This window comes from Martinezella hainanensis, assembly GCF_900094555.1.
Classification (GTDB): domain Bacteria; phylum Pseudomonadota; class Alphaproteobacteria; order Rhizobiales; family Rhizobiaceae; genus Rhizobium; species Rhizobium hainanense.
In genome coordinates this window covers 226,497-249,150 of sequence record NZ_FMAC01000008.1, presented here as the reverse complement: position 1 = coordinate 249,150, position 22,654 = coordinate 226,497, and the positions used below count along the sequence as shown (strand labels likewise).

The window sequence follows — 22,654 nt, the reverse complement described above, 5'->3', positions numbered from 1 at the left end:
CGGATCTGACGGGCGACGGTCAATCGGGAAGCAGCATCCCCGATCCGCCCATTTCCGCCGGGAGATCCTTCTGCTTCGGCAGCCCGTCGCTCAGGTGCAGCACTGTCGTTTCATAGTTGACGTGCAGCGCCGGCTGGAAATCGAGGCCGGGCAGGACGGCGGCATAGACATCGGTCACGCCCCACAGCGGATGCTCGGTCAGCAGATGACCGCCGCAGACCGTGCACCATTTGCGCACGCTCTTCTCGGTCTTTTGGTAGCTGCCGATCTTGTCCGTGCCCTTGGTGACTTGAACGGCTTCCGGCGGCCAGAGCGAGAAGGCATTGACCGGTCCCGCCGACCATTCGCGGCAGGAATCGCAATGACAGTAACCCATCGCCATTGGCTCGCCGTCGACTACAATTTCCACTGCGCCACAGAAACACTTGCCTGAAAGGGATTTGCCATTAGACATTGATGTCACCCCACGCTGTGCTGAGATGCACTTCAGCATACCACCGGGGAGGAGGGCTGAACAGTCGACGTCGCGAATGGTAGCCAGGAGCGGGGTGGTGTATTGCCATCGCCGCAAAGCCGCGAATTGGCTGTTCTTCTCGACAAAGCCTTGATTTTTTCCAACCAAACCTCGATATCGGGCACATCCAAAGACCAAGCAATTCGGAGACCGTCATGACCGACGAAACGACAAAAACCGGACCTGACGCCACGGCGGCTGACACGTCAGCGGATTTCGCGCAAAACGCAGCGGAAACCGTCGATGCGGCAGAACCGTCTCAGCCAGATCCGGTTGAGCTGCTGAAGGCCGAGAACGGCGAACTGCGCGATCGCTACTTGCGCCTCGCTGCCGAGATGGACAACCTCCGTCGCCGCACCGAGCGCGATGTGAAGGATGCAAAGTCCTATTCCGTGGCAAGCTTTGCCCGCGACATGCTTTCGGTGGCAGATAATCTGCGCCGCACGCTGGATGCCATCCCGGCTGAAGCGCGCGCCGGCGCCGATGCCGGCCTGAAGACGCTGATCGAAGGTGTCGAGATGACCGAGCGTTCCATGCTGTCGGCTCTCGAGCGTCACGGCGTACGCCAGCTCGAACCGGTCGGACAGAAGTTCGATCCCAATTTCCATCAGGCTATGTTCGAAGTGCCTAATCCCGAGGTGCCGAACAACACGGTGGTCCAGGTCGTCCAGGCCGGTTTCGCCATTGGCGATCGCGTTCTGCGCCCGGCCATGGTCGGTGTCGCCAAGGGCGGCCCGAAGATCGTGGAAAATGCCGAGCAGGGTGCCAACAGCCCGCTGGATGAAAAAGACGCCTGATCCTTTTCAGGCGATGGCAAAAGAAATGAGCCGGATGATTTCAGATCATCCGGCTCTTATTTTTGCCTTGGTCCGATGCAATCCAATCCGTCAAAGCATGTCGCGCAAAAGTGGGCAGCGGTCTTGCGACAACGACGCACTTTAAGCGGCGTTCGATGCCTGCTCTTCGTTGAGGAATGCGTAAATGGCGGAGGCGGAATCGGTGGCGCGCAGCTTCGCGACCAGATCCTGGTCTCGCAAAACGCGGGCGATGCGGGAGAGTGCCTTCAAGTGGTCGGCGCCGGCGCCTTCCGGCGCGAGCAGCAGAAAGACGAGGTCGACGGGCTGGTCGTCCAGCGCCTCGAAATCGACAGGCGCTTCAAGGCGCGCGAAAATGCCGGCAATGGACTTGATGCTGGCAAGCTTGCCGTGCGGAATGGCGATGCCGTTGCCGACGCCGGTGGAGCCCAGGCGCTCTCGCTGCAGCACGACGTCGAAGATTTCACGCTCGGGCAGTCCGGTCAGCTTGGAGGCTTTGGCGGCCAACTCCTGAAGCAGTTGTTTTTTGGAATTTGCCTTCAAGGCGGGGATGATCGCATCTTGCTGTAGCAAATCTGCCAATGCCATTCTCTTTATCCTTCGTGTCGCCGAGAGCCGATGACGGGCAAGCGGCGGCCAGCTGCGATGATGCGCAGCCGCCGCTTATCTTCTATTCTCAGCCTTTGATATTGGCCGCGTCGATCCAGCCAATGTTACCGTCCTGTCGGCGGTAGACGATGTTCAAGTGTTCGTTGCCGGGGCTGCGGAACAGCAGCAGCGGCTCGTCGGTCATGTCGAGCGCCATCACGGCAGTCGCCACCGACATGGTCTTCAATTGCTTCGTGCTCTCTGCGACGATCGCCGGCGCGAAATCGGCAGGAATCTCCTCGTCGTCATCCGGAACGCCGTCCATGACGGTATAGGCGACTTCTGCCTGTCCGTTGACGTGGTTGCCGGCCTGATGGTCCTTGAGTTTGCGCTTGTAGCGGCGCAGGCGCTTTTCGATGCGCTCGGATGCTGCATCGAAAGCAAGCTGCGGGTCCATGGCTTCGCCGGCAGCATGCAACACGACGCCGCTATCGAGGTGAAGCTTGCAATCGGCCGCGAAGCGCGAACTGGACTTGTGTACAGTTACCTGACCTGAATACCCCCCGTCGAAGTACTTGGTCACGGCCATACCGATCTGGTCTTCTATCCGCTGGCGGAAGGAGTCACCAATTTCCATATGTTTACCGGAGACACGCACACTCATGGAGTTTCCCTTCTTGTAGTGGTTATTGCGCGTATCAGTTTACGCCAAGCCTCAAGCTCATCCAAGCACTTCACGCAGTCAAAGGCAAATTGCGTATATCGACCGCCTTTTGGATGGTGGGGATAAGTTTCATGGTCGTGCTGTCCTGCAGCGATTGCGGCGGGCTTCTAGCCTTGCCACATGGGAAAGTCAACTGCGTCTTAACCGGCCGTTAGGAGTTCAGCAGCCTGTGGTTGAAGGGCGTCAGCCATCAGAAACCAGAGACTTTGGCCAACGCCCGCTTTTCCCGGCGCCGTTGCACGGAGGAGGGAATGTTCATGGCTTCGCGGTACTTTGCAACCGTGCGGCGAGCAAGCTCTATCCCGCCCTTCTTCAGCGTATCGACGATATCGTCGTCGGACAGAACCGCATCCGGACTCTCGTTCGAGATCAGCAGGCGGATCTTGTGGCGCACGGCTTCCGCGGAGTGGCTGTCTCCGCCCTCGACCGCGCCGATCGAAACCGTGAAGAAATATTTGAGCTCGAACAGCCCGCGCGGCGTCAACATGTATTTGTTGGAGGTCACGCGGCTGACCGTCGACTCATGCATCTTGATGGCGTCCGCCACAGTTTTCAGGTTCAGCGGCCGCAGATGGTCGACGCCATGCAGCAGGAACGCGTCCTGTTGCCGCACGATCTCGCTTGCCACTTTCATGATCGTCTTGGCGCGCTGGTCCAGACTGCGGGTCAGCCAATTGGCGTTCTGCAGGCATTCCGACAGGAAGGCGTGGTCTTGGCTGGTCTTGGAGACGGAGGCGAAATAGGACTGGCTCACCAATACCCGCGGCAGCGCATCGGGATTGAGCTCCACCAGCCAGCTCCCGTCTGCGGAGGGGCGCACGACGATATCGGGCATGATCGCTTCCGATATGTCGGTCTCGAAGCCGCTGCCGGGCTTCGGATTGAGCTGGCGGATTTCCGCCATCATGTCGAGCAGGTCTTCCTCATCGACGCCGCAGAGCCGTTTCAGCGTGGCAAAATCGCGCCGAGCGAGCAGCTCGAGATTTTCGATCAGCCGCTCCATGGCGGGATCGAAGCGATCCTTCTGCCGGAGCTGGATCGCCAGGCATTCGCTGAGAGAACGGGCAAAGACGCCGGGCGGATCGAGTTGCTGCAGGGCCTCTAGCACGCGCTCGATGTCGGCAAGCGTCGCACCGAGGCGTTCGGCCGTCTCACCGAGCTCGCCGCGCAGATAGCCACAGTCGTCGAGCTGATCGACGAGGTGCTGGGCAATCAGCCGGTCGCCGATCGCGGGAAGCGAGAACGGGATCTGTCCGTTGAGATGGTCGCGCAGCGACACCTGACCGGCGACGAAATCGTCCAGATCGTAGCCTTCGCCGGCCTCGCCGCCGGGCATGGACTTCCACTGGCTGAGCAGCTCCGGCGCATCGGCACGCTGCGGGTTGCCGTCATCGGGAAAGACGTCGTTGAAGTTGGTATCGAGCTCGGCGCTCAGCCGGTCGGTATTGCCGGTATTGTCGCTCTCGTACCAATCGCTTGCGAGCTCGCCTGAACCGCGTTCGGCGCCATCCTCGCCATAGGCCTCTTCCGTGATCTCAAAGCGATCGTCCTTCGCTTCGCGATCGCCGCCACTGCCTATATCCTCGTCATTTGACGCAAATTCCAGCAGCGGATTCTTCTCGACTTCCTGGGCGATGAATTGGGTAAGCTCGAAATGGGTCATCTGCAGCAACTGGATGGATTGCATCAGTTGCGGTGTCATCACCAGGCTCTGGCTTTGGCGCAGGAAAAGATTGGCCGATAATGCCATGGCGGACGCGGGACTCCCCTTGAACTCCTCGGGAATCCGCGCCTTTGTCACTAAAATTCTCGCGAAATTCCAACTGGCCCAAAAATTGCTTTTTTATTGGATTTGGTCAAGCGGAACTGTGAAGCCGAAGTAAATTTCCGGCACGCGGTAGCATCCGCTAATATTGGCGGATGAGAGGATGGAATTTCAGCCTATCAGAGGCTGAAATTGTCACCCAGATACAGCTTGCGTACTTCAGGATTGCTGACGATATCGTTCGCCCGGCCGTGGGTCAGGACTTCGCCGGCATGGATGATATAGGCGCGGTCGATCAGGCCGAGCGTCTCGCGCACATTGTGGTCTGTGATCAACACGCCGATGCCGCGTGCCGTCAGGTGATGCACGAGGTTCTGAATGTCGGCGACCGAAATCGGGTCGACGCCGGCAAAAGGCTCGTCAAGCAGCATGAAGGTCGGGTCGGTCGCCAGTGCACGGGCGATTTCGAGGCGGCGCCGTTCACCGCCCGAAAGAGCGATCGCCGGCACGGTACGCAGATTGCGAATGTGGAATTCCTCCAGCAATTCGTCGATCTTGCGCTCCCGTTTCGTCTTGTCCCTTTCATGGACCTCGAGCACGGCGCGGATGTTTTCTTCGACGGTCAGTCCGCGGAAGATCGAAGCTTCCTGCGGCAGGTAGCCGACGCCAAGCCGCGCGCGGCGATACATCGGCATCGAGGTAACATTGTTGCCGTCGATCTCGATCGTACCTTCATCGACCGGCACCAGTCCGGTGATCATGTAGAAACAGGTCGTCTTGCCGGCGCCATTCGGCCCGAGCAGGCCGACTGCCTCGCCGCGGCGCACCACCAGCGAGACGCCGTTGACGACTCGTCGCCTGCCATAGGTCTTGGTGAGGCCACGGGCAATCAGCGTGCCCTTATAGCGTGCCTTGTCCGCGGCCGGTGCGCTGGATGCCGCGGAAGACGGCCCGGGCACGCCGGGCAAGGTGGAAGTGGTCGATGTCGTCACGAGGGGGCCAGTATCAGTTTTTCTTTTGTTGTTGTTGCTGCACTTGCTGCGACTTCGGATCGAGCTGAATCTGGACGCGGCCGCCACAGGAATCCAGCTGCGCTTCACCCGTTGCCATATGCACGGTGAGCTGGCAGCCGGTGAAAACGTTCGGTCCGTCAGTCAGAACCACCTTCTTGCCCTTGAGGACCGCTAGCTGGTTGGCCATGTCGAAGGAACCGTCCTCCGCCGTCGCCGTCTGCGTGCCCGAAACGAGGTAGACCTTGTCGGTTACCAGGATGTGGTCGATGTTGGCATCGCCGGAAACGAGGGACTGGTTCTGCTCCTTGGCGGCCTTGGCAACGGGATTTTCTTCCGCCGGCTTGGCATTGGCATCGCCCGGTTGCTTCTTCTTGTAGAAGACCGTCATCTTGCCAGCCTGCATGGTCGTGGTGCCCTGGACCACCTTGACGTTGCCGGTGAACACGGCCTGGCTCTCCTGGTCGTGGATCTCGAGCTTGTCGCTTTCGATCTGGATCGGCTGATCCTTGGAGAGGGCAAGACCCGGCATCGAGCTGGTCGTCGACTGCGCGCCGGCCTCAGCTGCGGCGAAGAAGGCGACTGCGCCAAAAGCACAGAGAAGGCCCGCCTTGCGCAGGCCGGAATTGAAAATTGAATTAGGCCAATACTTTATCATGAACCGCCCGGCTTCTGTTGGCTATCTGAATTATGGAGAGCGGCAGGTTCGATGTTCATCCGAACCTGCCCGTCGAATTCGATTACGCTTCCCTTATCCGTCATCTTGAGCGAACGCGCAACAACCGACATACCACCGCGGGTGATCGCGACCTCGTCCTGGCTGGAAAGGTCGCCCTTCTTCACATCCAGGAACGCGGTCTTGAATTCGGCGTGCAGGCCGTTGTCCATAATGATGGTGAAGGGCTCGGTCAGCTTCAGCGTGTCGGCCTGGCGGTCGAAATCCGCGCTCCTGGCCGTAACATGTGCGATCACATCCGTATTGACCGGCATCGATGCCTTGATGGTCTTGAGCGTGATCATATTGGGGTTTTTGATATCCTGCAGCGCCTTTTCGGCAAGCAGCGAGTAGTTGATGCCATCCTTGTTGCGGCCGGCAATGGCCGGGCGTTCCATGACGACCTTGCCATCCTCGATCTTGGCGCCTTCGATCTGGATGTTTGCCGGCAGATAGGCGCGGATGACGGAGACGGCAATAAAGAGGAGCGAGATGATGATGGCGGCAAGCGGCAGCAGCACCCTGAGCCGCTTTACGCGGTTAGAGTGGAACATCGCGTCTTTATACGCGTTCCGGTCCGGCGCCGAGCGTATTGCCTCGCCGGGGGGCTCGATCGTATTGAGCATGCAACAGGTCCGTCTTTTATGATCCGGAGAACCGCATTCACGCTATGCGAGGCTGTGCCAAAAAGCCTATCGGATCGTTTCGCATTATTGCACTGGCTTGCCAATATGGATTTTTTTCTGCGGTGGGCGAATTTTAGCAGAAAAAATATGCCATAAGCCGGTTTCATCAGGTCGGGCGATGTCCTATCTGATGAACCAGCAGAGCGACGTCCCGCCGACGACATCGAAAACGGGAAACGCTTTTCTCTAAGGATTGTGCCCGTTTCAAGGTGTCATACATCCGGTTTGTAGCGCTTTCAATTTGTTGCAGGGAGAAATAAGGCGTGATGGACAGTTCTGCAATCGCGGATCGGCGACAATTGCGCCGCAAGCTTGGTTTCTGGCGCATTGTTGCCGTTTTGCTCCTCGTGGGACTGGGTTTTGCGCTTTACCGCTTTTTTGCCGCCGACCTGCCGGATGCGCGCGGTCCGCAAATCGCCCGCGTCACCATCTCCGGGCTCATTCAGGACGATCCGGAACTCCTGGAGCGGCTGAAGAAAATCCGCGATAACGACCAGGTCAAGGCGCTGATCGTCTCGATCTCGTCGACTGGCGGAACGACCTATGGCGGCGAGCGCATCTTCAAGGCAATCCGCGCCGTTGCCGCCAAGAAGCCGGTGGTCTCGGACATTCGTACCGTCGCAGCCTCGGCCGGCTACATGATCGCGACAGCCGGCGACGATATCGTTGCGGGCGATACTTCCATCACCGGGTCGATCGGCGTCATCTTCCAGTATCCGCAGGTCAAGGACCTGCTCGACAAGGTCGGCGTGTCCCTCGATGAGATCAAGTCGGCGCCATTGAAGGCGGAGCCATCGCCCTTCCATCCGGCCAGCGAAGACGCCAAGAACATGATCCGCAACATGGTCATGGACAGCTACGGCTGGTTCGTCGATCTGGTCGCGGATCGCCGTAAGCTTTCGCGCGACGAGGTGCTGAAGCTTGCTGACGGCAGCATCTTCACCGGTCGCCAGGCGTTGCAGAACAAGCTGATCGACACGCTCGGCGGCGAGGACGAAATCCTTGCCTATCTCGAAACGCGCAAGGTCAAGAAGGACCTGCCGATCGTCGATTGGAAGCGGGAAGACAAAACTTCGTCCTTCTTTTGGCCGGGTGCCGCTTCCTGGTTGCTAAATCGTCTCGGTTATGATGATTTTATTAAAGGAGAGAGTCTCCAGAAAATCATGACCGATAAGTTGTTTCTTGACGGCCTGCTTTCTGTTTGGCAGGGTGCAGCCAATTGATAAATCAATGATTTAAGGGGATAGCTGTGATCAAGTCGGAACTGGTGCAGATTGTTGCCGCCCGCAACCCGCATCTCTATCACCGCGACGTCGAAAATATCGTCAATGCTGTCTTGGATGAGATCACCGATGCGCTCGCTGCGGGAAACCGGGTTGAGCTTCGCGGCTTCGGCGCTTTTTCCGTCAAGAACCGACCTTCACGCTCTGGCCGCAACCCGCGCACGGGCGATACGGTCTTCGTCGAAGAAAAATGGGTGCCCTTCTTCAAGACGGGCAAGGAATTGCGCGAGCGCCTGAATCCGGGCGCCGGCGACGACGAGGAAGACGACAACTGATCGGGCCATTCCGGCCGAATTTCCCCAAAAGCTCCGACGGAAATAGTTGTCGGACATGATTGTGCCGCGACGCGGTGGCACTTGAATTCAGCCGCCTCTTTTCTATTCTGCGGCTGAAGGTGGCTTGGGTGCGGGGCATCTATGGCTGCGGATAAAGGAGCTGCGCAATGGCCAAGAAGATCGTCAATCTGCTGATATTGCTGCCGCTCGGCATCATCCTCATCATATTCTGCGTCGCCAACAGGCAATCCGTGACATTGGCCCTCAATCCGTTCCGGCCGGAAGATCAGGTGCTGTCGCTGAATGCGCCCCTGTTCGTGCTGTTGTTTGTGGCGCTGATCCTCGGCATGATCGTCGGGGCCGCAGTCACTTGGTTCAATCAGGGAAAGCACCGCAAGCGTGCCCGCAATCAATCGCGGGAAGCGGTACGCTGGCAGGCCGAGGCCGACAAGCATCGCACGCGCGCCGAAGAGATTGCCGGGCAGCTGCCGTCAAAGTGAGGCAATGTCGCCGAGCCGCATCTCTTTATAGTCGCCCTCGGGCGAAGCGCCATCGCCGATGATCTCGAAGCCGAGCATCCTGTAAAAGGCCATGGCGCGGATGTTTTTGACCAGGCATTTCAGCCGGTAGCGGCGCTGAGGCCATTCCGGCAGTCCGGCAAGCAGGGCCTTGCCGGCACCGCGGCCCTGGAAGGTCGGCAGGATATAGAGCATGTGGATGAAGTCGTCCGGCTCCCAAATCGCCGCAAAACCGGCAATCTCACCACGTCCATCTTCGCAAACGAACAGGCGTTCGCCATTCGTATGGGTGGCGAAGTCTTCCAGGGTGAAGCGGCCGGGATCGACCCAGAGGAATGTCTCGCGACGGACACGAAGATAAATCTCCGCGAGTTTCTGCATATCCTGTTCGCGTGCAGGCCGGATGGCCCAGGTCTGAAATCTCGATGTCATGATCGACTATATGGGCGCCAAATGTGCGCTCGGCAATCAGGCGCTCGGCTGGCCGTTGATCGCCGCGGTGAAATCGGCGAAAAACTGCTGCGCCAGCTTCTTGGCGCTCGAATCCACCAGCCGCGAGCCGAGCTGCGCGATCTTGCCGCCGACCTGCGCTTTCGCTTCATATTGCAGGATCGTCTCGTTGCCGTCTTCCTTCAGCACGACGTCCGCCCCACCCTTGGCGAAACCGGCAATGCCGCCCTTTCCTTCGCCCGATATCGTGTAGCTTTCCGGCGCGTTGATGTTCGAGAGTTTGACCTCGCCGTTGAAGGAGGCGGAAACCGGACCGATCTTCAATTTCACGGTCGCGGTCAGCTCCGTCGGAGAAATCCGCTCCAGGCTTTGACAGCCGGGGATACATTGCTTGAGGATCTCGGGATCGTTAAGTGCCGCCCACACCGCGTCCCTGGGTGCTGCGATGCGCTCTTCGCCGGTCATGTCCATGCGCGATCCTCCCGATTGCGACATTTTGTGCATGGATCATCGCAGATCGGAAAGCGCTTTGCCAAGTGGCGGCCAGATGCTATTTGCACGCACATATCAATTTTGAGACAAGCATGGTGAAACATAGGGAAAACCGGCCCGGCCAGAAAACCGCGGGCGGTCTCGGGGCAAAGCCCCGGCGTGACATGCCCGGCAAGCCGCCGGCAAAGCCCGCGCATGCCTCAAGGCCAGCCAAGCCTTCGCGCGATCAAGGCGAGCATATGGCCGAGCCGCGTGCCGCCGCACCAGCAGCTGCCGCGCCCGAACGCCCGCTGATTGCCCGAACCGGCGAGCGGCCGGCGGAGCGCGTGCCCGTGATCCTTGAATCGCTGGGCGCCGGGGATTTTCATCTTATCGACAGCGGCAATGGGCTGAAGCTCGAGCAATACGGTCCCTATCGCATCGTCCGGCCGGAAGCGCAGGCGCTGTGGCCGCCGTCGCTTGCCGCGCATGTCTGGGACAATGCAGACGCCGTCTTCACCGGCGATACGGATGAGGATGGCATGGGCCGCTGGCGCTTCCCTCGTGAAGCGCTTGGCGAGACCTGGCCGCTGCAACTGCTCGGCGTCGATTTTCTCGGCCGCTTCACCGCGTTCCGCCATGTCGGCGTCTTCCCGGAGCAGATCGTGCACTGGGCCTGGATGAAGGAGCAGGTCGAGGCGGCGAAAAGGCCGCTGAAGGTCCTGAACCTCTTCGGTTATACCGGCGTCGCGTCGCTGGTGGCGGCCGCCGCCGGCGCGGAAGTGACCCATGTCGATGCCTCCAAGAAGGCAATCGGCTGGGCACGAGAAAACCAGGCCTTGGGCCGCATGGAAAAGCTGCCGATCCGCTGGATCTGCGAGGATGCGATGAAGTTCATCCTGCGCGAGGAGCGGCGCGGCAACAAATACGATATCATCCTCACCGACCCGCCAAAGTTCGGCCGTGGCCCGAACGGCGAAGTTTGGCACCTGTTCGAACACCTGCCGCTCATGCTGGATATCTGCCGCGAGATTCTGTCGCCGAAGGCGCTCGGCCTAGTGCTGACGGCCTATTCGATCCGCGCCAGCTTCTATTCGATCCATGAGCTGATGCGCGAGACGATGCGCGGCGCCGGCGGCGTGGTCGAATCCGGCGAGCTCGTGATCCGCGAGGCCGGCCTTGATGGCCACACGCCGGGCAGGGCGCTTTCCACCTCTCTCTTCAGCCGCTGGGTGCCGAAATGAACCAGGATTTCCGTAATGACGGCCCGCGCAAGGTCGGACAGGTCAAGGAGGTCACCTCGCTTGCCAATCCGATCGTCAAGGATATCAAGGCGCTGACGGTCAAGAAGTCCCGCGAGGAAAGCGGCGCCTTCCTGGCCGAGGGCCTGAAGCTCGTCATCGACGCGCTCGAGCTCGGCTGGACGATCCGCACGCTGGTCTATGCCAAGGCCGCCAAGGGCAAGCCGCTCGTCGAGCAGGTCGCCGCCAAGACGGTGGCAGCCGGTGGGCTGGTGCTTGAGGTCAGCGAAAAGGTCATCGGCTCGATCACCCGCCGCGACAATCCGCAGATGGTGGTCGGCGTCTTCGAGCAGCGCTGGCGGCCGCTTCGGGACGTCAAGCCGGCGACTGGCGAGACCTGGGTGGCGCTCGACCGCGTGCGCGATCCCGGCAATCTCGGCACCATCATCCGCACCGCCGATGCGGCCGGCGCTTCCGGCGTCATCCTTGTCGGTGAGACCACAGATCCTTTTTCGCTGGAAACCGTGCGCGCCACCATGGGCTCGGTCTTCGCCGTTCCCGTCGTCAAGGCGACGCCGGAGGAGTTTCTGGCCTGGAAAAAGAAGGCTGACGTCTCTGTCGTCGCCACCCATCTGGCCGGCGCTGTTGATTACCGCACCATCGATTACAAGAAGAAGCCGGTCGTCATCCTGATGGGCAACGAGCAATCCGGCCTGCCGGATGCCCTGGCGAAAGAGGCCGATGCACTTGCCCGCATTCCGCAGGCCGGCCGCGCCGACAGCCTCAATCTGGCGGTTGCCACAGCAGTCATGCTGTTCGAGGCCCGCCGCCATATCCTGACACTCACCTGATCCTGACATTTACCTGGCGAGACCCGATGACCGAAAGCGAGACCCACGAACAGCCGACTGCAAAGCCAGCCCTGTTTTCGCGGCCCCTGCCGATCCTGATTTTCATCGTGGTTGCCGTGGTTCTCGATCAGGCTATCAAGATCATGGTCGATCACTGGTTGCCGCTGCAGGAGATGGTGCCGGTCATTCCGATGCTGGCGCTCTATCGCACCTACAATCTCGGCGTGGCCTTTTCGATGCTCTCGGGCATGGATGGCTGGTTCATCGTCGGCATGCGGCTCGTCATCGTCGTCTTCGTGCTGTGGCTCTGGCGGCGCACGCCCGATCATCGCTGGCTCGCGCATATGGGCTTTGCTTTGATCATTGCCGGCGCCCTCGGCAATCTGCTCGACCGTTTTCTCTATGGCCACGTGATCGATTACATCCTCTTCCATACGCAGACATGGTCGTTCGCCGTTTTCAATCTTGCCGACAGTTTCATCACTGTCGGTGCGGGCTGCGTCATTCTTGACGAGCTTCTGATGCCGAAAAAGGCAAAAGCTTAAAATTCTAGCGAATCCCTGAAGGCATCAGGAAGAATGCTCATGTTAGCCAGACTGCATGAGCACTCTGGCAGATCTGCAGGAAAAGCTTGCTGCGGCGGCAGTTCGCGGCCAAACGGGACCGATCGAAGGGCCGGCCGCAGACGAGTCGTTGCTTGCCAAATCGACCGTATCGCATGAGGCAGGCCAGCAATCGGCGCCGCCCGCGCGAGGCCGGTGGTTGCAAGGCCACTGGCTGAATGGTGGCGGTCTGGTGGTGGGCGCGGCTTTTCTCGTGATCGGCTTTGCTGCAGGTCCATTGGTGCTTGTAGGCTTTCTTGGCCTCGCAGCCCTTGCGCTCGCAGCTGCCGGCATCGTCAAAACCCGAAACGCCGCCCGCAAGCCCGAGATTGCCGCCGTCGATTTCAGCGAGAGCGATCACGATCGCCTATGGGAGCACAAGGAAAGCACCAGCCTCCTTGCAACTGTCCACGATGCGCTCGGCGACATCGCGGTCACGCGCAGTATCGACCGCCGGATTCTGCACGCCAACGCCACTTTCAGCAGATTGACCGGCAGATCGCAACCGGAAGGCCTGACGCTGGAAGAGGCCGGCCTCGTATTCCGCGCCGTCACCGATGCGAAGCATCAGGATGCGGAAATTGCGACACCCGAGGGCCGGCGCATCTTTGCCTGGCACGATGTCATGTTCCGCGATGCGACGACCGGGCAATTATGCATACAGAGTATCGCCCGCGACGTGACGGAGGAGCGGCAGACCGCCCGCCTGCGCGAAGATGCCAGGCTGAAGGCCGAGTATAACAGCGCCGCCAAATCGCGCCTGCTTGCCACCGTCAGCCATGAGATCCGCACGCCGCTGTCGGGCATTCTCGGCATGAACCATCTGCTTGCTCAGACGCCCTTGACCCTCGAGCAGGCAAATTACCTGACCGGCATTCGCCAGTCGGGTCATGCGCTTGTGCAGCTGGTCGAAGATCTCCTCGATTTCTCCACGATCGAAGTTGGTCGCTTCCAGTTGCATCCGCGCCAGGAGGCTTTGCGGCCGCTGCTGGAAGGCGTTATCGAGATGCTCGCCCATCGCGCCCATGAAAAGGGCATTGAAATCGCCGCGAGCGTTGCGGCCGATGTTCCCGAGAGCATGGAATTCGATCCCGCACGTTTGCGCCAGATCCTGTTCAACGTGATTGGCAATGCGGTGAAGTTCACCCAGACCGGCGGCGTTCTTGTGCGCGTCGATCTCGAGGAGCGGAACCTGACGATATCGGTGCGGGATAGCGGTCCCGGCATGACCGAGGAAGAGCAGGCCCGCGTCTTCGGCGAGTTCGAGCAGGCCGGTACAACGGTGGAAAGAAGCGCCGGCACCGGCCTTGGCCTTGCCATCTCGGCGCGCATCCTGCGTGAATTCGGCGGCGGGCTCAGCGTTGCCAGCGAGCGCGGCAAGGGCAGCGAGTTCGTCATCTCCTTCCCGGTTGGCCTGATTGCCGGGGAGGACGGATACGATCGGCGCAATACCATGCTCAGGGGATCCCGTATCCTGCTGCTGGCTCCCGAAGGGGCGGCAAGCACGGCCATCAAGCGAACCATCCAGACCCTTGGCGGCCATTGCAGGCTGATCGGCCCCGGCGACATGGATGACCTGCTGCCTTCGTTCCCGATGGGAGAGGGTGGGGTCTGGACGGATCTGATCGTCGATCATCGCATGGCACCCTGGTATTTCAGCGAGGGAAATGCTCTTGCGGTGCCGCGGCTGCGCAAGATCTTCCTGGTCAATCCCGAGGAGCGCAACACCCATCCGCTCGACCTTTTCGATGCCTGGCTCATTCGGCCGCTACGCGAGCAATCGCTGATCGATGTGCTGAGAGGCCGCATGCGCGGCATGGAAAAACGCGAAGCCTTGATCGAGGCCGTCTCCGAGATCGGCATCACGACGCCCGAGTCGGAAGACCGCGCGCTCGATATTCTGCTGGGTGAGGACGACCCGGTCAACGCGATGCTGGTTCGGGCCATGCTCTCCAAGGCTGGTCACAGGGTTCGCCTGGTCGAGGATTTCGATGGCCTTCGAGCCCGCACCGAAGATGCCGAAGTGCGGCCGGAGGTGCTGGTGACGGATTTCAACATGCCGGGTGGTACGGGCGCAGCTGTGCTTGCGCAGTTGCGAGCTCATGAGCGCAGGCAGGGCCTGCCGCCGCTTCCGATCATCGTACTGACCGCAGATAGCCGCGATTCGATCCGCCGTCAGGCGCTTCTGGCCGGGGCCGATGCCGTCATCGTCAAGCCGGTCGATCCCGAAAAGCTGGCGGCTGCGCTACGTGGTCTGTCGAGGTCCGTCTTCGAACGCGCGTAGAAACTATTCCCGATCTGCGGATGAAAATTGCAAAGCCGGCTCATCAATGTCCGATAGAGGTCGGCGATATGGCTCAACTTACGGCAATTGCTGTTGCTAAGTTGGGGACGGCGTGTCCATTCGAAAAATTGCAATGGGCACGGTTCTTGCTTTTAGCGAAGCTGCGTGTCACTTTCCTGTCGCACGAATTTGGTTTATGGCGCTATATCGGCCCGCAGGGGGAGAATCGCCATGTCCATCGAAATCTTGAATCGCGAAGCTCAGGGCGAAATGGTTCAGTCTTCAAAGGCAACGGTTGAGCCGGTTGCCAGCGATGTGCTCGGACGCATCGGAAATCTCGAAACGCGCCTTGCTCGCACGGCGCGCGAAATCGATGCCGCTCAGGCTGTACGCTACCGCGTTTTCGTCGAGGAGATGAACGCGCAATTGCCGGCCGACGCCATGCGCCGTCAGCGTGATGTCGACAGCTGGGACGACATTTGCGACCATCTTCTGGTGCTGGACCGTTCGCTCGAAGGCGATCCGGAAGACCAGATCGTCGGGACCTATCGCCTGTTGCGTCAGGAAGTGGCCATGGCGAACGGTGGCTTCTATTCCTCATCGGAATTCGACATCGACGCGCTGCTTGCCCGCCATCCCGACAAGCGCTTCATGGAACTCGGCCGCTCCTGCGTGCTGCCTGACTACCGCAACAAGCGTACGGTCGAGCTGCTGTGGCAGGGCAATTGGGCCTATGCGCTGAAGCACGGCATGGGCGCGATGATCGGTTGCGCCTCTTTCCCGGGCGTCCTGCCGGAACAGCACGCGCTGGCTCTGTCCTTCCTCTATCACAACGTCGTTGCCAAGGACGAGTGGACTGTCGGTGCCTTGCCGTCACTTGCCCGCAACATGGACTTGATGCCGGTCGAGGCCGTCAATCCGAAGAAGGCACTGATGGCGATGCCGCCCTTGATCAAGGGCTATCTGCGTCTCGGCGCCATGGTCGGCTCGACTGCCGTCGTCGATCAGGCCTTCAACACGACGGACGTTCTGATCGTTCTACCGATCGCCAGCATTTCCAACCGCTACGTGAATTATTACGGTGCGGATGCCGGTCGCTTCGCCAGCTGACGGATATAGCGCAATTCCAGGAAAAGTGCGTGGCGGTTTTCCGTCCGGAATTGCGTGAAAACAAAGAGATAGAACGGTTCGGAGCTTCCGTGAAAAGCTGAGCCGCTCTAAGGGATCGCAAAGATATCGATCGCATCGGTGATACCGCGCAGCGCGACATGATGCGATTGCGGTGTGAGGCCACGTCTTGTCATCAGTTCGGCGGCGCGGGGGTGATCGAGCACCGAGCTGGTTGCGAATATTTCGCGCGACGTGGCGAGATGCTGGACGCGGGACGCGATATTGACCGTTTGCCCGAAATAATCCTGCCGTTCGTTCAGGCTCACGGCGATACACGGCCCCTCGTGGATGCCGATTTTCAGAAGAAGATCGTCGTTGCCTCGCTCACTGTTGAGGCTGAGCATGGCCTCGCGCATCCGCATCGCCGCAATCAGCGCCCGGTCCGGCGTCGGGAAGGTGGCCATGACGGCATCGCCGATGGTCTTGACGACCGCACCCGCCTCCGCCGCTACGATTTCATGCAGGATGCCGAAATGGGTTTTGACCAGATCGAAGGCCGCGAGATCGCCGACCCTTTCGTATAATTCTGTCGAACCCCGCAGATCGGTGAACAGAAATGTGAGGCTGGTGATTTTCAGCCGCTGGTCGATGTCGATCGTGTCCGTCCGGTAGATATCGCGAAAGGTCTGGTTGGAGAGCAGCTGCTTGGCGGTCAGGAATGGTCGGCGTTGTCCGAGTAGCGTGTGAAGAGCTTCGTTGGCTAGGCAGATCGATGGCAGAACACGAAGGTCCGTGTGGTTCTCCATTTGAACGCGCAAGGGGCCGGGCCGCAATTCGATGGCCTCGCTGTGTCGGTGCATGCGATCGAAAACGAGCGAGAGAGCTTGTCGCTCCTTCGATGGCTCCCCCTTCACGTCGAGGAATTGCGCCGCATGCGTGACGGGCTCGAAGATGATGGTAAATTCCGCCGGCAATTGAAGCGATATGACCGCTTTCTCGCCGGGCGGCAGTTCCAGGGATTCCAGGACGAATTGATCCACCTTCTCTTCGTAGCCTTCGTCGGGAAGGTCGATACCCGAGCCCCAATAGATCTGCCGGAAATATTCGAGCGGCGGCAGGTCGTGCGGATTGTGCGCTTCGATATGGCGCACGCGTGGGCTGACCGTGAAGGTGACTTCGACCATCTCGTCGAGTGTCGGCTCGTAACCGGCTGCGCAAAGCGTGCAGGTATAGGTCTCGCTCTGCACCGTTTTCAGTGAGGTATTGGCATCCAACACGCCACCGCAGCCAGGGCAAAGAACATTCCACGACATCTCGAACAGGCCAAGGCGCGCGGCGTGCAGGAAAGCGTTGACTGTCTGCTCTTCCTCAAAGCCATGGCTTGCCGCGAAGGCAAGCGCATTCACACGGTTGAGCTTGCGGTCGGGTGCCTCAAGGACGAGCCGCTCGATAGCATCGACGATGTCAGGCCGCGCGGAATGGCGCAGCACCCCAAACAGGACCTGGGCTTCACTCATCCCTTGAGTTTACACCCAATTGACGCGGCAGCCCATTACCTTTGTTCGGTCGCGGGCTCCGCCTTCAGGCGTAGTGATCAGGACCCCGCACCATAGGCCGCGATGGCGGCCATGTTGACGATATCGGAATCCTTGGCGCCCATCGAGGTGATCTGCACCGGCTTGTCGAGGCCGACGAGCAGCGGCCCGATCACCGTGGAGCCGCCAAGCTCCTGCAGCATCTTGGTGGAGATCGCCGCCGAGTGGAATGCGGGCATGACGAGTACATTTGCCGGTCCGGACAGCCGCGAGAAGGGATAGAGGCTCTCCATGATCTTGCGGTTGAGCGCCACATCGGCTGCCATTTCGCCATCGAACTCGAAGTTCAAATGGCGCTTGTCGAGGATGCTGACGGCTTCGCGCACCCGCTCCGAGCGTTCGCCGGAGGGGTGGCCGAAGGTGGAGTAGGCGAGCATGGCGACGCGCGGCTCGTAACCCATGCGGCGGGCAAAGCCGGCGGCTTCCTCGGCGATATCGGCGAGTTCTTCGGAGGTCGGCATGTCATGCACGGCGGTATCGGCAACGAAGACGGTCCGTCCGCGTGCAAGCACGATCGATATGCCGATGACCCGATGCCCCGGCTTGGCGTCGATGCAGCGGCGCACGTCGCCGAGCGCCGTCGAGTAGTTGCGGGTAACGCCCGTCACCATGCCATCCGCGTCGCCCAGCGCCACCATGCAGGCGGCGAAGTGATTGCGGTCGTTATGGATCAGGCGCGTCACGTCGCGATGCAGGTAGCCCTGGCGCTGCAGGCGGGCATAGAGGTAGTCGATATAGGCATCGCCCCGCTTCGAGATGCGGGCGTTGACGATCTCGAGACCCGGGCGATTGAGATCGATGCCAGCACGCTCGGCCGTGGCTTCGATCAGATCCTCGCGGCCGAGCAGGATGGCCGTGCCAAGCCCCTGATTGGCGTAGGAGAGGGCTGCGCGCATGACCTGTTCTTCTTCCGCCTCGGCAAAGACGATGCGCTTCTGATGCCGGCGCACGCGCTCATAGAGCTGTGCCAGCGTCGAGGCGATCGGATCGCGCCGGGCTGAGAGTTCGCGCGCATACGCGGCCATGTCGGGCATCTCGCGGCGTGCGACGCCGCTTTCGATCGCCGCCTTGGCGACAGCCACCGGAATGGCCGAGATGAGCCGCGGGTCAAACGGCACGGGGATGATATACTGCGCACCAAAGCGCGGTCTTGCGCCCTGATAGGCGGCGACGACATCATCGGGCACGTCCTCACGCGCCAGGCTCGCCAGCGCGTTGACGGCAGCGATTTTCATCTCGTCATTGATGGTGGTGGCGCGCACGTCGAGCGCGCCGCGGAAGATGTAAGGGAAACCGAGGACGTTGTTGACCTGGTTCGGATAGTCCGAGCGCCCGGTCGCCATGATGGCGTCGTCGCGGATGCGGGCGACTTCCTCCGGCGTGATTTCCGGATCGGGGTTGGCCATGGCGAAGATGATCGGCTTGTCCGCCAAGGAGCGGATCATGTCTTCCGAGAAGGCATCCTTCTGCGACAGGCCGAATACGACATCGGCGCCCTTCATCGCTTCGGCCAGCGTGCGCTTGTCTGTCTTGACCGCATGCGCCGACTTCCACTGGTTCATGCCTTCGCTGCGGCCCTGGTAGATCACGCCCTTGGTATCGCAAAGGACGATGTTTTCCGGGTTGAAGCCCATGGCCTTGATCAGTTCGATGCAGGCGATGGCCGCAGCACCTGCGCCGTTGCAGACCAGCTTGGTGGTCTTGAGGTCGCGGCCGGTCAGCTCCAGCGCATTGATGAGGCCGGCGGCGGCGATGATGGCGGTGCCATGCTGGTCGTCATGGAAGACGGGAATATCCATCAGCTCGCGCAGCCGCTGTTCGATGATGAAGCAGTCCGGAGCCTTGATGTCTTCCAGATTGATGCCGCCGAAGGAGGGGCCGAGATAGCGCACGCAATTGATGAATTCATCGACATTCTCGGTGTCGATCTCAAGGTCGATCGAATCGACGTCGGCGAAGCGCTTGAAGAGGACCGATTTGCCTTCCATGACCGGCTTGGAGGCGAGAGCCCCGAGATTGCCGAGGCCGAGAATGGCCGTGCCGTTGGAGATGACGGCGACCATGTTGCCGCGCGATGTATAATCATAGGCGGTAGCCGGATCGGCCGCGATCGCCTTCACGGGAACGGCGACGCCTGGCGAATAGGCAAGGGAAAGATCGCGCTGGGTCGCCATCGGCTTGGTCGGGTTGATCTCAAGCTTGCCGGGGCGGCCGTTTTTGTGGAAGTCCAGTGCTTCCTGATCGGTGATCCCCGTTCCCGGACGCGACTTGCTCTTGCTGTCTGCCATTGTTCCTCCAAACCTCCTGTGGGCGACCGGTCCCTCTTGCCCGATAGCTGTTGTCTTCTATAGCGGCGCGCGGGTAGGGTGGCACCTCATTTTTTTGGAAAAACTGCACCTCCGTGAACGAACGTATTAACGCCAGCATCGATGCCTTCTCGGCCGCCGAGCTTGCCTCGGAGGAAAGCCGCGCCTCGGCCACTCCGATGATGGAGCAATATATCGAGATCAAAGCGAACAATCCGGGTTCGCTGCTGTTCTACCGCATGGGCGACTTCTACGAACTGTTCTTCGAAGACGCCATCGATGCTTCGCGCGCCCTCGGCATCACGCTGACGAAGCGCGGCCAGCACATGGGGCAGGATATCCCCATGTGCGGCGTGCCCGTTCATGCCGCCGATGACTATCTGCAGAAGCTGATCGCGCTTGGCTTCCGCGTCGCCGTGTGCGAGCAGGTGGAAGATCCGGCCGAAGCCAAGAAGCGCGGCGGCAAATCGGTGGTGCGCCGCGACGTCGTGCGCCTGGTGACGCCGGGCACGATCACCGAGGAAAAGCTGCTCTCGCCTTCGGAATCCAACTATCTGATGGCTCTCACCCGCATTCGCGGCGGTGCCGAGCCGCAGCTGGCGCTCGCCTGGATCGATATCTCAACAGGTGTCTTTCGCCTTGCCGAGACGGAAGCTTCGCGATTGCTCGCCGATATCCTGCGTATCGATCCGAGAGAGCTGATCCTGCCGGATACGATGTTCCATGATCCGGAATTGAAGCCGGTCTTTGATATCCTTGGCCGCACGGCGGTTCCTCAGCCGGCCGTGCTGTTCGACAGCGCCAGCGCCGAGGGACGCATCACCCGCTATTTCGGCGTCTCGACGCTGGATGGTTTCGGCACCTTCAGCCGCGCCGAACTGGCCGCCGCCGCCGCCGCCATCGCCTATGTCGAGAAGACCCAGCTTGCCGAGCGTCCGCCGCTCGGCCTGCCGGAGCGCGAAAGCGGCGCCTCGACTCTCTTCATCGACCCCGCCACCCGCGCCAATCTCGAGCTGGTGCGCACGCTCTCCGGCGATCGCAACGGTTCGCTGCTGAAAGCGATCGATCGCACTGTGACCGGCGGTGGAGCCCGGCTTCTTGCCGAAAGGCTGATGTCGCCGTTGACCGACCCCCAGCGCATCAACGAGCGGCTGCATTCGATCGGCTTCCTGGCTGACGAGCCGTCGCTTTCAAGCGACCTGCGCGCGGCGCTGAAGCATGTGCCTGACATGCCGCGTGCCCTGTCACGCCTGGCGCTCGACCGTGGCGGGCCGCGCGATCTCTGGGCGATCCGCCAAGGGCTGGCGGCTGCGACTGATGTTGCACGCATGCTCGGCGCAGCACTTCTGCCGGAGGAGCTGAAGGCCGCACTCGCCGGACTCAGCGCCTTGCCTGCCGATCTCGAAGCGGTGCTTGCGGCTACCCTTGCCGATGAGTTGCCGCTGCTGAAGCGCGATGGCGGTTTCCTGAGGGAAGGGGCGAATACCGAGCTGGACGAAGTGCGGGCATTGCGCGACCAGTCCCGCCGCGTCATCGCCGGCCTGCAGCTGCAATATGCCGAGGAAACCGGCATCAAGTCGCTGAAGATCAAGCACAACAATGTGCTCGGTTATTTCATCGAGGTTACCGCCGGCAACGCCGGCCCGATGACCGATACGAGCGAGGCCAAGGCGCGTTTCATCCATCGTCAGACCATGGCGAACGCCATGCGGTTTACCACGACCGAACTTGCCGATCTCGAAAGCCGCATCGCCAATGCCGCCGACAAGGCGCTGGCGATTGAGCTGGAGGCCTTCGACCGCATGGTCGCAGCTGTGGTCGCCGCTGCCGAAGCGATCAAGGCCGGCGCCCGTGCGCTGTCGGTGATCGATGTCGCCGCTGGGCTTGCCCTGCTTGCCGAGGAGCAGGCCTATTGCCGGCCTGTCGTCGATGGCAGCCGCATGTTCGCCATCGAAGGCGGCCGCCATCCGGTCGTCGAACAGGCGCTGCGCCGTCAGGCGGGTGGCCCGTTTGTCGCCAACAATTGCGATCTCTCGCCGAAGTCCGACGGCAAGGACGGCGCCATCTGGCTACTGACCGGCCCGAACATGGGCGGTAAGTCCACCTTCCTGCGCCAGAACGCGCTGATCGCCATCCTCGCGCAGATGGGCTCCTTCGTGCCTGCCGCGTCAGCCCATATCGGCATCGTCGACCGGCTCTTCTCGCGCGTCGGCGCTTCCGACGATCTGGCGCGGGGACGTTCGACCTTCATGGTCGAGATGGTCGAGACGGCGGCGATCCTCAATCAGGCGACAGAGCGTTCCCTCGTCATCCTCGATGAGATCGGTCGCGGTACCGCGACCTTCGACGGCCTTTCCATCGCCTGGGCCGCCGTCGAGCATCTGCACGAAGCCAACCGATGCCGCGGCCTCTTTGCCACGCATTTCCATGAGCTGACCGTCCTGTCGGAAAAGCTTGGCCGGCTCTCCAATGCCACCATGCGCGTCAAGGAATGGGATGGCGACGTCATCTTCCTGCATGAGGTCGGGCCGGGGGCTGCCGATCGTTCCTATGGTATCCAGGTCGCGCGTCTCGCCGGCCTTCCGGCTTCCGTGGTGGCGCGCGCCCGCGACGTTTTGACGCGGCTCGAAGATGCGGACCGCAAGAATCCGGCAAGCCAGCTCATCGATGATCTGCCTCTCTTCCAGGTGGCTGTTCGTCGGGAGGAAGCGGTCGGGAGGCGGGAACCGTCCAAGGTCGAGGAACGGCTGAAAACGCTTGACCTCGATGACCTGACGCCGCGTGCCGCTCTTGACGTGCTCTATGAACTGAAGAAAACGCTTACCAAGACCGGCTGACCATAGGCGATATT

At 60.9% G+C, this 22,654-nt stretch carries 21 protein-coding genes; 10 read left to right on the top strand and 11 right to left on the bottom strand.

The genetic code is table 11. From position 1 onward, the window contains the following. Window positions 1-19: 19 nt before the first annotated feature. Complete coding sequence (locus GA0061100_RS24540) at window positions 20-454, bottom strand: GFA family protein (protein ID WP_075855431.1); 435 nt, start codon at window positions 452-454, stop codon at window positions 20-22. A 215-nt stretch (window positions 455-669) separates the two neighbouring features. Between GA0061100_RS24540 and grpE the strand changes: the two genes are divergently transcribed. Next, on the top strand, window positions 670-1,311 hold the full coding sequence (gene grpE, locus GA0061100_RS24535; protein WP_075855430.1) for a nucleotide exchange factor GrpE: 642 nt from the start codon (window positions 670-672) through the stop codon (window positions 1,309-1,311). Window positions 1,312-1,452: 141 nt separating this feature from the next. Here grpE and ptsN read toward each other — a convergent pair whose 3' ends face one another. The 6 genes from ptsN to lptC form a co-directional block, all read right to left on the bottom strand. Further along, complete coding sequence (gene ptsN / locus GA0061100_RS24530) at window positions 1,453-1,917, bottom strand: PTS IIA-like nitrogen regulatory protein PtsN (RefSeq protein WP_015338601.1); 465 nt, start codon at window positions 1,915-1,917, stop codon at window positions 1,453-1,455. An 88-nt stretch (window positions 1,918-2,005) separates the two neighbouring features. After that, window positions 2,006-2,581 (bottom strand): ribosome hibernation-promoting factor, HPF/YfiA family, encoded by a 576-nt coding sequence (hpf, locus tag GA0061100_RS24525; RefSeq protein WP_075855429.1) that lies wholly within the window; start codon window positions 2,579-2,581, stop codon window positions 2,006-2,008. Window positions 2,582-2,831: 250 nt separating this feature from the next. Then, window positions 2,832-4,391 (bottom strand): RNA polymerase factor sigma-54, encoded by a 1,560-nt coding sequence (rpoN, locus tag GA0061100_RS24520; protein ID WP_075855428.1) that lies wholly within the window; start codon window positions 4,389-4,391, stop codon window positions 2,832-2,834. Between the two features lie 194 nt (window positions 4,392-4,585). Continuing rightward, complete coding sequence (gene lptB, locus GA0061100_RS24515) at window positions 4,586-5,374, bottom strand: LPS export ABC transporter ATP-binding protein (RefSeq protein ID WP_075855495.1); 789 nt, start codon at window positions 5,372-5,374, stop codon at window positions 4,586-4,588. A 37-nt stretch (window positions 5,375-5,411) separates the two neighbouring features. Further along, entirely contained in the window at window positions 5,412-6,074 is a 663-nt protein-coding gene (locus GA0061100_RS24510) for an LptA/OstA family protein (protein ID WP_075855427.1), read from the bottom strand. Then, window positions 6,071-6,757 carry an LPS export ABC transporter periplasmic protein LptC gene (gene lptC, locus GA0061100_RS24505; RefSeq protein WP_075855426.1) on the bottom strand — a complete coding sequence of 229 codons (687 nt, stop codon included), beginning with the start codon at window positions 6,755-6,757 and terminating at the stop codon, window positions 6,071-6,073. The genes GA0061100_RS24510 and lptC overlap by 4 nt, the downstream gene beginning before the upstream one ends. A gap of 326 nt (window positions 6,758-7,083) precedes the next feature. Between lptC and sppA the strand changes: the two genes are divergently transcribed. The 3 genes from sppA (at window position 7,084) to GA0061100_RS24490 (ending at window position 8,875) form a co-directional block, all read left to right on the top strand. After that, the gene (gene sppA / locus GA0061100_RS24500) at window positions 7,084-8,040 is read left to right on the top strand and encodes a signal peptide peptidase SppA (RefSeq protein WP_075855425.1); all 957 of its coding nucleotides are present in this window, start codon (window positions 7,084-7,086) and stop codon (window positions 8,038-8,040) included. 26 nt (window positions 8,041-8,066) lie between these two features. Then, complete coding sequence (locus GA0061100_RS24495; RefSeq protein WP_015338608.1) at window positions 8,067-8,375, top strand: integration host factor subunit beta; 309 nt, start codon at window positions 8,067-8,069, stop codon at window positions 8,373-8,375. Between the two features lie 167 nt (window positions 8,376-8,542). Then, entirely contained in the window at window positions 8,543-8,875 is a 333-nt protein-coding gene (locus GA0061100_RS24490) for a LapA family protein (protein ID WP_069611376.1), read from the top strand. Here the strand turns inward: GA0061100_RS24490 and GA0061100_RS24485 are convergent. Together GA0061100_RS24485 and GA0061100_RS24480 are read right to left on the bottom strand one after the other, a co-directional pair. Next, window positions 8,867-9,274, bottom strand: a complete 408-nt coding sequence (locus GA0061100_RS24485; RefSeq protein ID WP_425298705.1) for a GNAT family N-acetyltransferase — start codon at window positions 9,272-9,274, stop codon at window positions 8,867-8,869. The genes GA0061100_RS24490 and GA0061100_RS24485 overlap by 9 nt on opposite strands. An 87-nt stretch (window positions 9,275-9,361) precedes the next feature. After that, complete coding sequence (locus tag GA0061100_RS24480; RefSeq protein ID WP_075855423.1) at window positions 9,362-9,814, bottom strand: SRPBCC family protein; 453 nt, start codon at window positions 9,812-9,814, stop codon at window positions 9,362-9,364. Between the two features lie 116 nt (window positions 9,815-9,930). Here GA0061100_RS24480 and GA0061100_RS24475 point away from each other — a divergent pair, with 116 nt between their 5' ends. From GA0061100_RS24475 to olsB, 5 genes are all read left to right on the top strand, one after another. Further along, window positions 9,931-11,058, top strand: a complete 1,128-nt coding sequence (locus tag GA0061100_RS24475) for a class I SAM-dependent methyltransferase (RefSeq protein WP_425298709.1) — start codon at window positions 9,931-9,933, stop codon at window positions 11,056-11,058. Then, window positions 11,055-11,906 carry a TrmH family RNA methyltransferase gene (locus tag GA0061100_RS24470; protein ID WP_075855421.1) on the top strand — a complete coding sequence of 284 codons (852 nt, stop codon included), beginning with the start codon at window positions 11,055-11,057 and terminating at the stop codon, window positions 11,904-11,906. The genes GA0061100_RS24475 and GA0061100_RS24470 overlap by 4 nt, the downstream gene beginning before the upstream one ends. Before the next feature lie 26 nt (window positions 11,907-11,932). After that, window positions 11,933-12,451 carry a signal peptidase II gene (gene lspA / locus GA0061100_RS24465; protein WP_075855420.1) on the top strand — a complete coding sequence of 173 codons (519 nt, stop codon included), beginning with the start codon at window positions 11,933-11,935 and terminating at the stop codon, window positions 12,449-12,451. Window positions 12,452-12,506: 55 nt separating this feature from the next. After that, window positions 12,507-14,792, top strand: coding sequence for a hybrid sensor histidine kinase/response regulator (locus GA0061100_RS24460; RefSeq protein ID WP_075855419.1), 2,286 nt, complete (start codon window positions 12,507-12,509; stop codon window positions 14,790-14,792). A 231-nt stretch (window positions 14,793-15,023) separates the two neighbouring features. Beyond that, window positions 15,024-15,902 (top strand): l-ornithine N(alpha)-acyltransferase, encoded by an 879-nt coding sequence (olsB, locus tag GA0061100_RS24455; protein WP_075855418.1) that lies wholly within the window; start codon window positions 15,024-15,026, stop codon window positions 15,900-15,902. 107 nt (window positions 15,903-16,009) lie between these two features. On the opposite strand, the gene GA0061100_RS24450 is transcribed toward olsB, so the two are convergent. Both GA0061100_RS24450 and GA0061100_RS24445 read right to left on the bottom strand, forming a co-directional pair. After that, window positions 16,010-17,419: an adenylate/guanylate cyclase domain-containing protein gene (locus tag GA0061100_RS24450; RefSeq protein WP_075855417.1), complete on the bottom strand. Its 1,410-nt coding sequence runs from the start codon at window positions 17,417-17,419 to the stop codon at window positions 16,010-16,012. Window positions 17,420-17,496: 77 nt separating this feature from the next. Continuing rightward, complete coding sequence (locus tag GA0061100_RS24445) at window positions 17,497-19,785, bottom strand: NADP-dependent malic enzyme (RefSeq protein WP_075855416.1); 2,289 nt, start codon at window positions 19,783-19,785, stop codon at window positions 17,497-17,499. A 197-nt stretch (window positions 19,786-19,982) separates the two neighbouring features. Between GA0061100_RS24445 and mutS the strand changes: the two genes are divergently transcribed. Then, on the top strand, window positions 19,983-22,640 hold the full coding sequence (gene mutS, locus GA0061100_RS24440) for a DNA mismatch repair protein MutS (RefSeq protein WP_425298708.1): 2,658 nt from the start codon (window positions 19,983-19,985) through the stop codon (window positions 22,638-22,640). The last annotated feature ends 14 nt before the right edge of the window (window positions 22,641-22,654 follow it).

What these genes read in the sequence shown, in the direction of transcription:
- mutS (WP_425298708.1), top strand. Translation starts at nt 19,983, where the DNA reads ATGATGGAGCAATATATCGAGATCAAAGCGAACAATCCGGGTTCGCTG.
- lspA (WP_075855420.1), top strand. Translation starts at nt 11,933, where the DNA reads ATGACCGAAAGCGAGACCCACGAACAGCCGACTGCAAAGCCAGCCCTG.
- lptC (WP_075855426.1), bottom strand. Translation starts at nt 6,757, where the DNA reads ATGCTCAATACGATCGAGCCCCCCGGCGAGGCAATACGCTCGGCGCCG.
- grpE (WP_075855430.1), top strand. Translation starts at nt 670, where the DNA reads ATGACCGACGAAACGACAAAAACCGGACCTGACGCCACGGCGGCTGAC.
- GA0061100_RS24480 (WP_075855423.1), bottom strand. Translation starts at nt 9,814, where the DNA reads ATGGACATGACCGGCGAAGAGCGCATCGCAGCACCCAGGGACGCGGTG.
- GA0061100_RS24540 (WP_075855431.1), bottom strand. Translation starts at nt 454, where the DNA reads ATGTCTAATGGCAAATCCCTTTCAGGCAAGTGTTTCTGTGGCGCAGTG.
- GA0061100_RS24490 (WP_069611376.1), top strand. Translation starts at nt 8,543, where the DNA reads ATGGCCAAGAAGATCGTCAATCTGCTGATATTGCTGCCGCTCGGCATC.
- sppA (WP_075855425.1), top strand. Translation starts at nt 7,084, where the DNA reads ATGGACAGTTCTGCAATCGCGGATCGGCGACAATTGCGCCGCAAGCTT.
- GA0061100_RS24460 (WP_075855419.1), top strand. Translation starts at nt 12,507, where the DNA reads ATGAGCACTCTGGCAGATCTGCAGGAAAAGCTTGCTGCGGCGGCAGTT.
- ptsN (WP_015338601.1), bottom strand. Translation starts at nt 1,917, where the DNA reads ATGGCATTGGCAGATTTGCTACAGCAAGATGCGATCATCCCCGCCTTG.
- GA0061100_RS24485 (WP_425298705.1), bottom strand. Translation starts at nt 9,274, where the DNA reads ATGCAGAAACTCGCGGAGATTTATCTTCGTGTCCGTCGCGAGACATTC.
- hpf (WP_075855429.1), bottom strand. Translation starts at nt 2,581, where the DNA reads ATGAGTGTGCGTGTCTCCGGTAAACATATGGAAATTGGTGACTCCTTC.
- GA0061100_RS24445 (WP_075855416.1), bottom strand. Translation starts at nt 19,785, where the DNA reads ATGGCAGACAGCAAGAGCAAGTCGCGTCCGGGAACGGGGATCACCGAT.
- GA0061100_RS24470 (WP_075855421.1), top strand. Translation starts at nt 11,055, where the DNA reads ATGAACCAGGATTTCCGTAATGACGGCCCGCGCAAGGTCGGACAGGTC.
- rpoN (WP_075855428.1), bottom strand. Translation starts at nt 4,391, where the DNA reads ATGGCATTATCGGCCAATCTTTTCCTGCGCCAAAGCCAGAGCCTGGTG.
- olsB (WP_075855418.1), top strand. Translation starts at nt 15,024, where the DNA reads ATGTCCATCGAAATCTTGAATCGCGAAGCTCAGGGCGAAATGGTTCAG.
- GA0061100_RS24450 (WP_075855417.1), bottom strand. Translation starts at nt 17,419, where the DNA reads ATGAGTGAAGCCCAGGTCCTGTTTGGGGTGCTGCGCCATTCCGCGCGG.
- GA0061100_RS24510 (WP_075855427.1), bottom strand. Translation starts at nt 6,074, where the DNA reads ATGATAAAGTATTGGCCTAATTCAATTTTCAATTCCGGCCTGCGCAAG.